This window comes from Corynebacterium pygosceleis (assembly GCF_016595275.2).
GTDB classification, from domain to species: domain Bacteria; phylum Actinomycetota; class Actinomycetes; order Mycobacteriales; family Mycobacteriaceae; genus Corynebacterium; species Corynebacterium pygosceleis.
Map to the genome: position 1 here is coordinate 680,113 of NZ_JAENIQ020000001.1, position 14,919 is coordinate 695,031.

11 protein-coding genes are annotated in these 14,919 nt (G+C 67.4%); 4 read left to right on the forward strand and 7 right to left on the reverse strand.

The features are described 5' to 3' along the window. The first annotated feature begins 17 nt into the window (after positions 1 to 17). The 4 genes from rsmG (at position 18) to JIM94_RS02985 (ending at position 3,706) form a co-directional block, all read left to right on the forward strand. Positions 18 to 698, forward strand: a complete 681-nt coding sequence (gene rsmG, locus JIM94_RS02970) for a 16S rRNA (guanine(527)-N(7))-methyltransferase RsmG (protein WP_200252772.1) — start codon at positions 18 to 20, stop codon at positions 696 to 698. Between the two features lie 192 nt (positions 699 to 890). Then, the gene (locus JIM94_RS02975; protein WP_200252774.1) at positions 891 to 1,868 is read left to right on the forward strand and encodes a ParA family protein; all 978 of its coding nucleotides are present in this window, start codon (positions 891 to 893) and stop codon (positions 1,866 to 1,868) included. 56 nt (positions 1,869 to 1,924) lie between these two features. Then, positions 1,925 to 2,995, forward strand: a complete 1,071-nt coding sequence (locus tag JIM94_RS02980; protein ID WP_200252776.1) for a ParB/RepB/Spo0J family partition protein — start codon at positions 1,925 to 1,927, stop codon at positions 2,993 to 2,995. A 30-nt stretch (positions 2,996 to 3,025) separates the two neighbouring features. After that, on the forward strand, positions 3,026 to 3,706 hold the full coding sequence (locus JIM94_RS02985; RefSeq protein WP_200252779.1) for a hypothetical protein: 681 nt from the start codon (positions 3,026 to 3,028) through the stop codon (positions 3,704 to 3,706). Positions 3,707 to 3,754: 48 nt separating this feature from the next. Here the strand turns inward: JIM94_RS02985 and JIM94_RS02990 are convergent, their stop codons facing one another. The 7 genes from JIM94_RS02990 to JIM94_RS03020 form a co-directional block, all read right to left on the reverse strand. Beyond that, complete coding sequence (locus tag JIM94_RS02990; protein WP_200252781.1) at positions 3,755 to 4,936, reverse strand: N-acetylmuramoyl-L-alanine amidase; 1,182 nt, start codon at positions 4,934 to 4,936, stop codon at positions 3,755 to 3,757. A 124-nt stretch (positions 4,937 to 5,060) separates the two neighbouring features. Then, complete coding sequence (gene trxA, locus JIM94_RS02995; protein ID WP_200252783.1) at positions 5,061 to 5,384, reverse strand: thioredoxin; 324 nt, start codon at positions 5,382 to 5,384, stop codon at positions 5,061 to 5,063. Positions 5,385 to 5,500: 116 nt separating this feature from the next. Continuing rightward, positions 5,501 to 6,442 (reverse strand): thioredoxin-disulfide reductase, encoded by a 942-nt coding sequence (trxB, locus tag JIM94_RS03000; protein WP_200252785.1) that lies wholly within the window; start codon positions 6,440 to 6,442, stop codon positions 5,501 to 5,503. Between the two features lie 83 nt (positions 6,443 to 6,525). Further along, positions 6,526 to 7,242, reverse strand: a complete 717-nt coding sequence (locus JIM94_RS03005) for an RNA polymerase sigma factor (RefSeq protein ID WP_200252787.1) — start codon at positions 7,240 to 7,242, stop codon at positions 6,526 to 6,528. A gap of 188 nt (positions 7,243 to 7,430) precedes the next feature. Continuing rightward, positions 7,431 to 10,856 carry a murein biosynthesis integral membrane protein MurJ gene (locus JIM94_RS03010; RefSeq protein ID WP_410170975.1) on the reverse strand — a complete coding sequence of 1,142 codons (3,426 nt, stop codon included), beginning with the start codon at positions 10,854 to 10,856 and terminating at the stop codon, positions 7,431 to 7,433. A 194-nt stretch (positions 10,857 to 11,050) separates the two neighbouring features. Continuing rightward, positions 11,051 to 13,756: a hypothetical protein gene (locus JIM94_RS03015; RefSeq protein WP_200252792.1), complete on the reverse strand. Its 2,706-nt coding sequence runs from the start codon at positions 13,754 to 13,756 to the stop codon at positions 11,051 to 11,053. Next, the gene (locus JIM94_RS03020; RefSeq protein ID WP_200252794.1) at positions 13,753 to 14,778 is read right to left on the reverse strand and encodes an NUDIX hydrolase; all 1,026 of its coding nucleotides are present in this window, start codon (positions 14,776 to 14,778) and stop codon (positions 13,753 to 13,755) included. Before JIM94_RS03020 ends, JIM94_RS03015 begins: the two co-directional genes overlap by 4 nt. Positions 14,779 to 14,919 lie beyond the last annotated feature (141 nt).

Sequence of the window (14,919 nt, forward strand, 5' to 3'; positions counted from 1 at the left end):
GTCCGTCGCATGGAAAGATGTTTCACGTGAAACCACCAGAGATTGATCCGGAAGAACTGGCCGCTCCCCCGTCCCCCGCTGCGGCGGCGATCTTCGGCGGGAACCTGGAGAAGGCGGTCGCCTACCACCGCTCATTGGCCACGGACGGCGCGGTCCGTGGTTTCATCGGTCCCCGTGAGATTCCCCGGCTCTGGGACCGGCACATCCTGAACTGTGCGGTCCTGGGTGAGGTCATCCCCCGGGAGGACGGTGTCAGGGTGGCGGACATCGGTTCCGGTGCGGGACTGCCCGGGATTCCGCTCGCACTCGCCCGGCCGGATCTCGACATCACCCTCATCGAACCGCTGCTGAAGCGGTCGACGTATCTTTCCGAGGTGGTCGGTGAACTCGGGCTGGACAATGTCACCGTTGTCCGGGGACGCGCCGAGGACAAGGTGGTCCGGGAACAGGTCGGCCGGTTCCGGGTGGTCACCTCCCGGGCCGTCGCACCCCTCGGTAGGTTGGCCGGATGGTCACTCCCGTTGGTCGCCCGGGGCGGCGAGATGATGGCACTCAAGGGGACGTCCGTGCGTGAGGAACTGGACCGGGATTCCCGGGAGATCCACCGAGCCGGAGGTGGACGGGCACGGATCATCACCGCCGGTGAGGACCTCGTCGACGAGCCGGCGACCGTCATCGTGATTCCCCGCCGCCGGTAGCCCGCGATCCACCGGGGCGGGCGGGGACGTCCCGGTGGATGAGTCATCCGTGAGACACTAGTGTTGAACTGACGGCGGTACGGGTCGAGGATTCAACGGCCCGGGTACACACCGCCTGAACCGGTGCACCGGATCAGGCTTTCTGTGTTCATGACCTGCCAATTCCGGCGATGAAAAGGGGAAACCACGTCCATGGACGACAATTTCTGGGACGACACACCGATAGCGGCCGCAGCGAAACGTGCCGCCAGGGTGAAGACCCCGAACGCCTTTTCACTGCCCCGGCCTGAACGCCCCAGGATCTTCACCGTCGCGAACCAGAAGGGTGGGGTCGGTAAAACCACCACCTCCGTGAACCTCGCGGCCGGTCTCGCCCTCTGTGGCCTGAACGTGCTGGTCGTCGATCTGGACCCCCAGGGGAACGCGTCCACCGCTCTCGGTGCCGAGCACCGTGGCGAGGGTGTGTTGTCGAGCTACGAGGTCCTGCTCGGTGAGTGCGGTCCCCTCGAAGCGATGCAGACGTCGACCGCGCACGAGAACCTCAAGTGCATTCCGGCGACGATCGATCTCGCCGGATCCGAGATCGAGCTGGTCTCGATGGTTCGTCGTGAGTACCGTCTCGCGGATGCGCTGAACGAGGAGTTCATCGTCGGGCAGGGGTTCGACTATGTCTTCATCGACTGTCCCCCGTCACTCGGGTTGCTCACGATCAACGCGATGACCGCTGCGCGTGAGGTGCTCATCCCCATTCAGTGCGAGTACTACGCTCTCGAGGGGGTGGGACAGCTCCTCAACAACATCACCATGATCCGTGACTACCTCAACCGGGAGCTGCACATCTCGACGATCATGCTCACCATGTACGACGCCAGGACGAAGCTCGCCGAACAGGTGACCGAGGAGGTCCGTTCGCACTTCGGTGATGTCGTGCTGAGATCGGTGATACCGAGGTCCGTGAAGGTGTCCGAGGCTCCGGGCTACGGGCAGACCGTGCTCGCCTACGATCCAGGTTCCCGTGGTGCGATGGCCTACCTTGATGCCGCGAAGGAGATAGCGACACGCGGCGACTACCCGGTCACCGCGGAATCCGGGGCCGTCGGAGTGGCCCCGGGGGCCGGAACCGGTCATGACACGCAGCGTCCGGATGACGGAGACGGAGGTGGACGGTGACTGAGCGACACACGGAACGAAATCCCCTCCTCCAGAAGAAAGGGTCCGAACACACCATGTCACAACAATCCCGCAAGGGTGACAGTCGCCGTGGCGGCCTGGGGCGCGGCCTGGCCGCTCTCATCCCGGACGGGGCCTCGCCGGCCCGTCCCCGGCTCGGTGACGGTGCGGCGAGCATCCTCATGGGTGAGCAGCGTAGCCAGGGTACGGGTACCGGAAAGACCGGTGCAGAGGGTGCGCGGCCCGGGGGACCGTCCACGGGAAAGCGCGGCAAGGCACCCACCGCCGCCTCCGCGACGCCGGACAGCGGATCCTCCGTCGGTGCCGTCTACCGCGAGCTTCCCGTCACGCAGATCATGCCCAACCCGCACCAGCCGCGGACCGTCTTCGACGAGGAGGCTCTCGGGGAACTCGTTCATTCGATCCGTGAGTTCGGGCTCATGCAGCCGATCGTCGTCCGGAGGGCACCGGATGACGGAGGCTGGGAGATCATCATGGGTGAGCGTCGGTGGCGTGCGGCCACCCGGGCGGGACTGACCGAGATCCCGGCCATCGTCCGGGACACCGACGACGGATCGATGCTCCGTGACGCCCTCCTCGAGAACATCCACCGCGTACAGCTCAACCCGCTGGAGGAGGCGGCGGCCTACCAGCAGCTCCTCGAGGAGTTCGGGGTGACGCAGGCGCAGCTCGCTGACCGGATCGGCCGTTCCCGTCCCGTCATCACCAACATGATCCGGTTGCTGGCTCTGCCGGTTCCCGTCCAGCGGAAGGTCGCCGCGGGTGTTCTCTCAGCCGGACACGCCCGTGCCCTCCTCGGTCTGCGGACCGGCGCCGAGGCGCAGGCATCCCTCGCCGACCGGATCGTCGCCGAGGGGCTCTCGGTCCGGGCCACGGAGGAGGCTGTCACCCTGTTGAACCGTGGAGACACGGTTCCCGAGCGGAAAACGAGGGAAAAAGCCGCTCCACCCGAGTTCGCGACCCTCGCCGCGGACAGCCTCGCCGATCGCCTGGACACCCGGGTGACCGTGAGCGTCGGGAAACGTAAGGGGAAGATCATGGTCGAGTTCGGCGACCGGGAGGATCTCGAACGGATCATGGGACTTCTCCGGGCCGGTAACAGGTAACACCCACTCCGGAAGAGATCGGGGCCCGGCATGATTCCCTCGCTGTACGCGGTGACACCGGACACCGTCTCCCGCATGCATCCGGCCGCCCGGGAGAGCGTCTTCTGGGAACTGGACCCCGCGACCGCCGCGGAGGTCGTCGACGCAGGTTCAGCGACACTGGAGAAGGAGGCCTGGATCAACCGGGTTCTCCTTGAACAGGGTGGGTGCGGGTACAGCATCGGAACGGCCGGGGACGCGGAGGCGATCGCGACCGTGCTGTTCTGTGCCCCGGAGCATGCCTCGGGCGTGGTTCAGTTGCCGACGGCGCCGGTCTCCCCCGATGCACAACTGCTCACGTCCCTGTTCATCGAACGGCGCTTCGGTGAACTGGGTGTCGAGTCGGTGCTCATCAATGCGGTCATCCTGGATCTCACCCGGCGGGGTGCACGCGCGGTGGAGGCCTTCGCCCTGCGGAACCCCGGAGCGACGGCCGCCCGGCGGGACCGTGGCCCGCGGAATCCATCCGGGGACGCGGACATGGACGCGGTCGCCATCGCGGCCCGGGCATCCGAGATAGGTCTCCCGGACATCGGTGTACTGGAGGCCGCCGGTTTCGCGGTGGTCGCCGACCATGACCTTCTGCCACGGCTCAGGCTGTCGCTGCCCGGACAGGATCTCGTGTGGAGCGAGGAGGCCGCGGAACTCCCGCTGGTGACGACACCGGGATGACCGGTGGCACGGGTGACGTCCCGGCAGTGAGCCGGGGAACACCCGCGACTACAGCAGCTCCGACTCGAGGATCTCACTGAACTTGTAGGTGCCCGTCGGCTGATCGTCCCGGTCCATCAGGTACAGCCGCTTGACCGCGACAACGATGGACTCGGCGATGGCGTCCCGCTGGGAGGCGTCGGTGAGGATCGAGACATCGTGGGGACTGGAGAGGTAACCTCCCACGAACTCCACGCACGTCATTTCACTGAGGCGCAGCAGATCCCAGGTACGGGCATGGTTCCCGCAGTTGATCAACTCGGTCCGGGCACTGACCTCACGTTGAATCAGGCCCGAGAGCTTCTCCCCCATCAGTGAAGAGGAACCGTGCTGTGATCCGAAGTAGAACGACGCACAGCCGGAGGCCTTCTCGTTGGGGTAGTGATCGAGTTGCAGACAGAGCATCAGATCGGCACCGAAGGCGTTGGCGATGTTGGCGCGCTGGTCATGGCTCGGATCATCCATCCGGGGCCGGGAGATGATCGTCTCCATGCCCGTGGCGACCATCCGCCCCTCGAGACGCGTCGCGAGATCCCACAGGATCTCCTCTTCGGTGATGTCACCGTACCGTCCGCGGACGGTACGACCCCTGTTCGCGCCGCCGAGACCCGGGTCAATGACGACGCGCTTACCTGTGAGCTGGGGCCCCGCGAGGCGGACCTGCTCACGTTCGAGGATGGCGTTGGGCGACCCACCGGTGATCCGGCGACCGAGGTAGCTCAACGCCCGGATGGTCTTCGGGCCACAGATGCCGTCGCTCTCCAGACCGTAGTTCAACTGGTAGTTCGCGACGGCGGCATACGTCGCCTGCCCGTAATGTCCGTCGATCCGGTCGGTGTAGAAGCCCAGTTCGAGCAGTTGCCGCTGGAGCTGGTTCACATCATCGCCGACGAGGACGTTGTTCGGGTAGAAGGACAGCACCCGGGCACCGAGCGTGTACGTCGCCTCGCGGAGCTCGCGGAGCGTCGACTCACCGATCTCACCGGAGGCGATGATTCCCCGGGTCTGCTGGAACTCCCGGACGGCCCGGGCCAGATCCTCGTCGTAGAGGGTGTCCTTCTCCTCGAAACGTCCGGAGTCCTTTCCGCCGACATCTCCTGCGTAGCCCTGGATCAGGCCGAGTCGGGCCAGGGTGGAACGCACCTCTGCGACACGGGGGCTCCTGTCGCCCACCCGCAGTTTTTCTGCCACGATATCTTCGTCCTTCGTCCTACGTTCTCAGATCTCCCGTGGAAACGGTCAGGGAGGTCCCCGTACGCACCGTTCCCACAGATCCGACTAATGATGCTGCCGGTACTTCAGGTCAGATTACCAGTTAAATCATGCCCTCCAGCTGGGACACGATCTGGTTCCTGGGCCGGGGTCCGCTGAACTCGGCCACCTTCTTTCCCCCGCTGAAGAACATCAGGGTGGGGATTGACATGATCTGATACCTGGCACCCAGGCCGCGTTCGGCCTCGACATCGACCTTCGCGACGATGGCCCTGTCACCCATCTCCTCAGCCACCTGGTCGAGGATCGGAGCAAGTTTGCGGCACGGCCCGCACCACTCCGCCCAGAAGTCGACCAGGACCGGTTTATCGGCGCCGAGGACGAGTTCCTCGAAGTTGCTGTCGGTGACGTTGACGGGACTGCTCATGTGTTGTTCTCCGGTGTGATGGTGATGTCTGGAACAGGTGCGGAACCGTGTTCCCCGGTCAATGGATACCCCGAGAATACGCCGAACCGGGCTCCGGGCGGTCCGGCGTGAGGGACTCAGTCGGTGGTGATCGTGGTGAGGAAGTGTTCGGCGTCGATCGCGGCCCGGCAACCGGAACCGGCCGCCGTGACCGCCTGCTGGTAGTGGCTGTCGACGAGATCACCGCAGGCGAACACGCCGGGAAGGCTGGTCCTGCTCGAGGGCTGTTCCACGGTGACGTATCCGGCGGGATCGCGGTCGACCTGTCCGGTGACCATCTCCGAACGGGGGTCGAGGCCGATGGCGACGAACATCGCGGTCACATCGAGCCGCGACGTCTCCCCGCTGACGGTGTCGGCGAGCGCGAGGCCGGTGACCTTCTGCTCCCCCTCGACCCGGGTGACCACCTTGTTGGTGAGGAAACGGATCTTGTCGTTGGCCCGTGCCCGCTCCTCCATGATCGCCGACGCGCGGAACTCCTCCCGACGGTGGACGATCGTCACGGAACTGGCGAAGCGGGTGAGGAACAGCGCCTCCTCCATGGCGGAGTCCCCGCCGCCGATGACGGCGATGTCCTGGTCCCGGAAGAAGAAACCGTCGCAGGTCGCACAGGAGCTCACACCACGTCCCAGGAGATCCTGTTCACCGGGTACCCCGAGGTACCGGGGTGCGGCCCCCATGGCGAGGATCACCGTCCGGGCGGAGAACTCCTCGTCACCCACCCAGACCTTCTTGACGTCACCGGCGAGTTCCATCCGGTCCACGAGGTCCTGGCGCAGATCCGCACCGAAGCGTTCCGCCTGGGTCCGCATCTGCTCCATCAGTTCCGGTCCCATGATCCCCTCGGCGAACCCGGGGTAGTTCTCCACCTCAGTCGTCGTCATCAGGGAGCCACCGTACTCGACGCCCTCGAAGACGAGGGGCCTGAGTTCCGCCCGGGCGGCGTAGATCGCGGCGGTGTAGCCGGCGGGGCCGGAACCGACGATGATGACGTCATGGACTGGTGGGGTGTTCGTCATGGGGATCCTCGTGAAGTTGAAGGGCAGTACCGGCGTCGATTGTAGGCGTGCCCCTCCCGTCCGCACGCCCCTCCCCTCAGGACTCAGTGTTCCACTTCCGTGAGCAGTGCCTTCAGTGTCGCCCGGGCGCGGGCACGCCGGGATTTCACCGTGCCCGGCCGTACCTCCAGGATGGTCGCGACCTCCTCCAGGGGCAGATCCGCCAGATCGACGAGGAGGATGGCCTGCCGCTGATCCTCGGGGAGTCGTTCGACGGCGTCACGGAGGGTGATCTCCAGATCAACCTGATCGAAGGGTTCCTCGGTGCCCAGCAGGCGTTGGGCGATGTCGGAGGCGTCGAGTGTCGTCGATTCATTGCGACGGAACCGGGTGCCGAGATGGTCGTACCCGGAATTGACCACCAGGCGGTGCAGCCACGTCGTCAGGGCGGCGTCCCCGCGGAACTTCGCGAGATGACGGCTGGCCCGGAGAAGCGCGTCCTGGACGATGTCGTCCGCCTCGTCATCGGAACGGGCGTACCGGCGGGCGACACGCCAGAGACGGAGACGGTGTCGGCGGACGATTTCCGCGAACGCGGTGTCATCACCGTCGATGTAGGCGTCGACGAGATGGGCGTCATCGGCGTTGTGGTGTGAACGGACCCGGGGCCTGGTCCGGCGACGGGGAAGCGGGCGTTGCGTTGAACCCGAGATGGAACCGGGTGCGGGTGGCCCACTCCGGCGTGGTGACGGTCCACCGTCCGGAGCGGACGGGGACGACGGGTGGGGGGCCGGGACGTCCCCGGTGCCGTTGCTTCCCATGGCTCCACTCCCCTGATCATCGGTGATACACCGCTGGGCGGTACGTCAGAGGTGGTGCGATGGATCCGGTGACCCGTGTACCGGCGGTGGGAAACCAGTATCCACCGAAAGCTTCACAAGCGATAGGTTCAGGGTGGAAAATTTCCTCCCGGGGGTAGCGATCGTGCTGATACGGGGGTGGTGACCGGCTACCGTCCCTGTCCCGGATCATTGATCCGGGTGGACTGGACCGGAGTACCCTGCACCGAAATCCCGGAGATGTCGGCGGCGTCCGGCATCGGGAGTTCCCAGACCCAGACCAGAATGCGGGTGAAGACCGGACCGTCCGTGGAGGGGACCTCCGTGGTGACGGTGCCACGGCCACCGGACAGGTGGGTCTCCCCCAGCTCCACGGCCCGGTCGAATGAGACGAGTGGGCCGTCCGGGACACCGTAGATCCGGATGCCCGTGCCGGGTCGTTCGGCGGTGACCGTGACCTCCGTGATCCTGGCGGGTTCCGCGAGGTCCACGAGGAGTCCGACGCCGGTCTTCAGCCCCGCCGGAGGTGCGGCGAACTGCTGGAGGTAGCGGTCCGTCCGCCAACCGGTGGAGGGGTCGCCGTCAATCGCCAGGGGGGCGAGTTCCGGATTGTCCTCGGTGCCCGGCGCCACCTCCCCCGGTTCCCACTCGACGGCTGACGCCAGCGGGATCTCGGTGACGGCGCCGGGTTTGTCGGGGGTCCGGGCGACGGAGGGGGCGGAGGCTATGGAATCACTGTTGACGGGTGACTCGGCCCGACCACCACCGAACACACTCGCCAGATACAGGGCCGCCACCGCTATGACGACGACCAGCGTGACCGAGAGCGCCGCGATGGCTGCGATCATCCGACCGGAGTACTCGGCGCTGCCGAAGCCCGGGGTGCTGGCCGGTTTCGGTGTCCGTTCGTCCTCCACCATGACGCGGGGTGTGGATTCCTCATCGTCGGACAGCCCGACCTCCCGGAGACGGACGGCGAGATCCGCGGCGGTGGGTTGCCCGGCGTCACTGGCCCCCGAACGACCCGCGATCCGGGCCTCCCCGGAGAGTTCGGTGATGGCCCCGGGACCGTCTTCCCCGACGAGGAGAGCGAGTCCCGCACCGATGCTGTCCAGGTCCTCCTCGACGGTCGCGTCCGGTAGTACCGCGGGGAACGCGAGTATCGCGCGCCCCGAGGTGTCGATGCGGATGCGGGAGCGGTGTTCCAGGCCCAGCGGCTGGTTTTCGGCGTGGGCGGCGGCCGCCGCATCGGCGAGGTAGCTCACCGCGAGTGCCGCGGCCCGGGGTTCGACCTCTCCTTCCGCGACGGTGACGAGTGAGGAACCGGGCACCCAGTCGGCGACGACGAGGCACCCCGACCGGTAGGACGACACGGAGATTCCCCGGGCGATGCCGGTGGCCCCGAGACGACCGAGCAGGCGGGTCCGGCGGGCGATCTCCCGGGCCGTCGCGGCGGATTCGACGGGGCTGACGGGTGCGGCGGGAACCTGTCCCGTGGTGTCGACGAACACGAGCGCGACCTCTCGACCGGTCGCGATCTCACGCGCCTGCCAGAACCGTGCCCCGGGCACACTTCCGTGGTCGGCCAGCAGCCGGAAACGGCCGTCGGACACGGGTGCACCGGGAACCAGGCGTGGTCCCCGGACCACGCCTGCGGACATCGGCGGCGGAACCGGCGAGGCATTGAAGGGTTCGACGGTGATGATCTGCGAGGAGATCTCCTCGGGGGTCGCCTTGTCGACCCCCTCCCCGTTCCGTGCGCTGGCGGTGATGAAGCGTCGCAGTACCGGGACCCGCCCCAGCAGACCCCCCATCGAGCGGACCTCGGGCAGTCCGGAGCGAGACAGGACGAGACCGGTGGTGATGAGGAAGATGACACCGGCCACCCCGCAGCGGAGGAAGAAACCGATGCTGCCCAGGGCGTCGAAGAGCGCGGCCGCGAGGTGGACCAGTGCGGTGTCGAGGGCGAGGGCGACGAGGGCGCCGACGGCGGAGGAACCGAGCGCCCACATGCTCGACCGGAGGATCGACAGGCCGTTGAGGGAACCCAGCTTGCGGCGCAGCAGGAAGGCGCCGATGACCGCACCCGCCGCGAAACCGAAGCCGTTGGCGGCGCCGAGGAGGATGACCACCCTGGACGGGGAGGTCGCCACGAGGGGCGCCAGGAGACTCAACAGGACCTTCGTCCCGGTGATGCCGGCGATGATGAAGGTCGGCGTCCACGCCTGTTCCCTCGCGTAGAAGACCCGCAGGTGCAGGAGCACCAGTGCGTACGGGAGGAGCGTGAACGCGGAGAAGCTCAGTGTCCAGCCGAGGATGTTCGCCGAGTCGCGGCTGAACAGCCCGTAGGCGAACAGGGCGTTGGCGATCTGTGTGCCGAACGCCGTGAAGAAGACGATCACGGGGATCATCGCGACGAACGTCAGCTTCGTCGCGAGAGTGAGGTCATTGACCACGGCGGCGTCGTCACCGTCGGCGGCGTTCCGGCTCAGCCGGGGCATGATCGCGGTGAGCAGGGTGACACCGATGATGCCGTAGGGGACCTGGAGCAGGAGCCACGCCTGCTGGTAGATCAACGGGGCGGAGTCGCTCGAGGCGGACGCGATGCGGGTGACGACGATGTAGCCCGCCTGGGAGATCGCGACGTACACGATGATCGCCATCGCCATGCCACCGAACTGCTTCAACCGGTCGTCGATGCCCCACAGGGGACGGAGATCGATGCCCGCGTCTCGGAGCGGTTTGACCATGATCATCGCCTGAATGACGACGCCGAGGGTGGTCCCGAGTCCGAGCAGCAGCACGTGCGGGTCGGTCAGGGACACCTGTTCGTCCGGTGCCAGGCCACCGGGAAGCATCCAGTACAGTGCCAGCACGACCAGAACGACGACGTTGTTGGCCACCGGCGCCCATGCCCCGGGTTTGAACACCCCCTTGGTGTTCAGGATCGCCATGAACAGGGAGAAGATGCCGTAGAAGAAGATCTGCGGCAGCAGCAGGTAGGCGAACGCGGAGGCCTGGGACAGGTTGACCTCGCCGTCCCTCCCCAGTGTCAGTGTCGCGAGCAGTCCGGCTGTGCCGACGGAGATCACCGTCACCACCGTCAGCAGGGTCACCGAGAGGGTGAACAGTCTCCGGATGAAGGCGGCACCGTTGTCCGGGTCCTCCTTCTCCGCACGGACGAGGACCGGAACGACGAGGGAGGTCAGCACCGCGCCGAGGACGATCTCGGTGATGAGGTTCGGCAGGGTGTTGGCCGTGTTGAACGCGGACCCGACCGCCGTGCCCATCGTCGCACCGATCGCGGCGTTCCGGAGGAAACCCGTGATACGGCTGATGAGTGTGGCGACCGCCATGGATCCGGTGGAGCGCACGACCTCGGAGTCGGTTGCCCTGCGCTCCGGCCTGGATACGGCGTCGGCGTCGGGGTGGCGGTCCGTCACGGTCCGGGTGTCGACGAGGGGCCGTCCGATGTCCATCCCACTGTTCACGGCAGCGGGTGCCAGGGTCAGCCGGGACAGATCCACCACGGGTTGGCGGGTGGAGGTGACCGGCCGACTGACGGGTACCGGGGCGGGTGGGGACGGCGGGATGATCCGTTCACGTTGGCCTCTCGGGGCTCCGTGACCGGATCCTCCGCCGGGTACGTCGCGGTCGGATTGGTCGGGATCAGCTGAATTCACAATCCCCATTGTCTAACAGGATCGTGTGGAACGAGGTAAACGGTCGTCGCAGGGCGCGGCGCACCGCGGGTTCCACGTGAAACCACCGGTGCGGGGACCGCCGTCCCTCAGTCCCCCGTGCCCCTGAGGCGCCGCACGATCCTGGTCCGGATGAGGCGGACGATGAGTGTGATGACCAGCAGCCCGATGAGCAGGCGACCGAGGAGGCCGATCAGCGGGCCCTGGGTCTGCACGGTGATCTCGACCGGATCACTGACCACCGATCCCTGTGAACCGGACAGACGGAGCACCAGGGTCACCTGGTCGGGTCGGGTCGGGAGATCAGCGGTCATCTGGGTCATGATGGAACCCTTGGCGGGAATCCAGAGCTGTTCCGGTACATGCACGACACTGCCGGGGGGCCCCTGGTAGCTGATACGGCCGTCGACGGGCAGCGGCAGACCGTTCCGTGCGACGATCAGCAGCGGTGAGGACTGGGACACCCTGGTGTAGACGTACCCCGGGGGGAGAAGGGCGACGGAGGACTGGAGTTTCTCCAGCATCTCCCGGTTCAGCGTGAACAGATGGTCGGCACGCTCCGTCGCCGCCGCGTACCCCTCCGCGTTCCGTCGCCCGATGACGGTGAGACCGCGCAACAGATCGAGCATGAGCGGACGCATGAACTCATAGCGGGTGAGTGCGATACCCGGATCATTCACCATCAGCTGGGTGAGATCGTTCATGTAGTTCGACTGCTGTGCCGCGGCGAGGATCTCCCGGTCGGACGGCACCGACGGATCCGGGAAGGGGGCCCCGAACCGGCGTGATCCCGTGTCCCCGGTCCCGGGCGGCACGGACCGGTCCAGTACCGTCCGGGTGTCCGGGTCCGGTGTCGTCGCCTCATGCAGGGACAGGGGTCTGGCCCGTCCGGAGCTGAGCAGATCCGCCACGGTACCGAGCAGAGCCGCACTGTCCGACGGTGAGGCCGGGGCGACGGGTGGGACGATGATGACCGGTTCCGGTGGTGTGACGGACTGCCCCTCCTCAGCTCCGGGGGCACCTTCCCCGGAGGGTGCCGTCGTGCGTGCGGCATCGACGGCGAGGCGGATCGCCGTGATCCCGGTCGTGAGCCTGGCCGGACCGGAGTCCAGGTTCGGATCGTGCCGTGTCTCCGGGTTGCTGTAGCCGACGGTCAACGGTTCCGGGCCCGTCGCCGCGAGGGTGGCCGCCAGTGAACCCTGATACGTCACCCCGGTCACCCCGGGCCCGAGCCCCGCGAATCGACCCCGGACGGGAGCGTCCCACACACTGTTGTCAGTCACGAGAACCCGGACTCCGTTCGCCGGCGTCGGCAGAGGTTCCCGGGGGTACGGATCGGGCATGGTCGGATCCTCGAGCGCGGCGGTGTCCGTGGGCCGCCGGACGGTGGGGAGACCCTCCCGTTGGAGCGCCTCCCAGGCCGATTCCGGATCGTCGACACCGGTTTCGGTGGTGGTGTCGGCGAGCGGCAGCCAGTCGGTCGTCGATCCGGTGACGTACCCGGACAACGGAATCACCAGATTCCGTTCGGGTTCCGTGCCCAGTACCTCCGCGACAACGGACGTACCCCGGGTCAGAGCCTCGCGGATCAGCCACTGGTTGCCTGTCCGGGTGACCGCGTTGATGTCCGCCCCGGCCCACGGCAGGGCGACGGTACAGCCCTGCTCCGCAGCCGTCCGCAGCCGTTCCAGCCAGTTGGCGGCGGCGACCGTGCCGGAGCCCGCCTGTTCCGGCCGCGGGGAATCCGAGTCCGCACGCCAACTGTCCCGGAGACGTGGTGTCCCGGCCACCGGGCTCGGACGTTCCGTGGTCACCGTGTAGCCGTCCCGCATCCGGTCGACGACCTCGATGAGTTGGGGATCGAGCGCCAGACATGTCGCGTCCCGGAGCGCGGTACCCGCCTCCCCGGAGGTGGCGTCGACGTAGGCGTCGAGGAGTTGGTCGAGCCTGCCACCCTCCTCCAGTTGTTCGGCGAGGTCGTCGTCCTCGAGGAGGAGGGGGGCCCGTAACGGCGCCTCCCCAGTCTCCCCCGCCACGAGACCGGTACGGGCGGTGAGCGGCCACAGCATCGTCACCCCGGGGACCTCCACCCGGTCCCCCTCGGGGGCGGGGGTGTGCGGTCGTCCCGTCTCGGGGCCGGTGACCGACAGGAGGAAACGCTCCGACGTCAGATAGCTGACGATGCCGGTACCCGGCCGGCCGTTCAGGTTCACCATCACGGGATACACACCGGGTGCAGCGATGTCCAGACCTCCCGCCGACGTCGGGTCCGTGTCCACGGGCAGGGATACCGTGACCTGTTCACCGGGCCGGAGCGGACCGGGTACATCGGTGAAGGGGCCGGTGTACCCGTAGGCGGACTGGTCATCCGTCAGCGCGACCCTCGCGGCCGCCGTGTCCGGTACACCGGCGGCACGCTGGATGCGGAGTGACAGTTCATCCACCACTTCCTCGGAGTGGTTCACGACGGTCACACCGACCAGCTGCCGTGAACCCAGTTCCACGGCCCCGACGGGAGCGGTCAGTCTCACCTCCACCCCACTGGTCGCATCGTTCTCACGGATGGAGGGATTCCTCCACCCGTCCGCGGGACCGGCGACCAACGGGTGCTCCCGGTGAATCTGCGCACCGGCTACCGGAAGAGGACCGGAAGGTCCCACGGGAGCTGCGGTGACGAGTGCGGCGGCGAGGACCGCCCCGGTCAGGGCACGCACCCGTCGGACACGCCTGTGTCCCGGGCGTCCCACGGCGGGACCCGACGCCGGGGAACGGGGAAATTCGGACAGAATCGTCACCGGGGGGTCCCTCTCCCCTCCGACTTTTCCCGTCGTGCGAGGTCCGGGAGCATGTCGTGGGCGCAACGCGCCAACTTACGCTCATCGGCGTAGGCGAGACGTTCGATGAGTTCGCTGGCGGGAACCCAGGTCACCTCCGTCACCTCGGGATCCTCGTCGTTGAGATCCCCGTCCAGGTAGCGGAGGAGATGGTGGTGCACCGTCTTGTGGATCCGCACCCCGTCGGACACGAACCAGTAGTCGATGACACCGAGCTCGGCGAACACCTCACCGGAGATGCCGGTTTCCTCCCACACCTCACGTTCAGCCGTCGCCGCACGCCCCTCACCCGGTTCCACGTGCCCCTTGGGCATCGACCAGAGAAGTCTGCCGCGACGGTCCAGGCGACCGATCAACGCGACATAGATCCTCCGCAGATCCACGGAACCGTCATCCTGCACGGCCTCGGCGAGACCAGACACGACGAGTCCGCCCGCCGAGGTCTCGTCATTGGTCTGCATCCGGGGGCGCTGGGTGTGTGCACGCTGCGGCGAACCCGGACGGGAACGCCGACCTCCCTTACGGTTACGGGCACCGCCGTCACGCCGCCGTCCACTCCCCCGGTCCGCCGTATCCCCGGTCCTGGTGGTGGACTTCTCCACGGGGGACGCCGTCGTCCTCTGTCCGGATTTCTGCGCACCGGAACCGGGGTCGCGGGAGTCCGATTCCGTCCCCTTCGTCTGAACGGTGTTCGCCTTCCTGCCCCGCCCACGTCGCCGCCGACGTGGGCGTCGGCGGCCGGAACCGGTCGGGCCCGTGTCACCTGAGGCGTCGGACGGGCCTGATGCCGCCGCCGACCCGGCCCCACCGGATCCCGGTGCGGCTTTCGGGGTGCCTCCGGCCCGGCCACCGGAATTGTCTGATCCGGCGGCCGTGCCGGTCGTGTCATTCTGGCCGGTGCGGCCGTGCGAGCGACGTCGCCGACGGCCGCGCCGGCGACGTCCGGGCTGCTTCTCGGCCTGCTGCCGCTCGCTGTCGCTCATATCCCATGATCGTAACCCGCCGGACACCGGCGTGGTACTCCGACCCACCGCGACCTGCATCCCCACGGTCCACCGGTGGTTCGATCCGGTCCCTCCGTCACCCTCCGGCGGTACGGTGTCGGGGGTGTCCCGCCGACGGGT

Bases quoted from the DNA above. Each gene is read 5' to 3' on its own strand.
- JIM94_RS03005 (WP_200252787.1), bottom strand. From the start codon at position 7,242: ATGGGAAGCAACGGCACCGGGGACGTCCCGGCCCCCCACCCGTCGTCC.
- JIM94_RS02980 (WP_200252776.1), top strand. From the start codon at position 1,925: ATGTCACAACAATCCCGCAAGGGTGACAGTCGCCGTGGCGGCCTGGGG.
- JIM94_RS03020 (WP_200252794.1), bottom strand. From the start codon at position 14,778: ATGAGCGACAGCGAGCGGCAGCAGGCCGAGAAGCAGCCCGGACGTCGC.
- rsmG (WP_200252772.1), top strand. From the start codon at position 18: ATGTTTCACGTGAAACCACCAGAGATTGATCCGGAAGAACTGGCCGCT.
- trxB (WP_200252785.1), bottom strand. From the start codon at position 6,442: ATGACGAACACCCCACCAGTCCATGACGTCATCATCGTCGGTTCCGGC.
- JIM94_RS02975 (WP_200252774.1), top strand. From the start codon at position 891: ATGGACGACAATTTCTGGGACGACACACCGATAGCGGCCGCAGCGAAA.
- trxA (WP_200252783.1), bottom strand. From the start codon at position 5,384: ATGAGCAGTCCCGTCAACGTCACCGACAGCAACTTCGAGGAACTCGTC.
- JIM94_RS02985 (WP_200252779.1), top strand. From the start codon at position 3,026: ATGATTCCCTCGCTGTACGCGGTGACACCGGACACCGTCTCCCGCATG.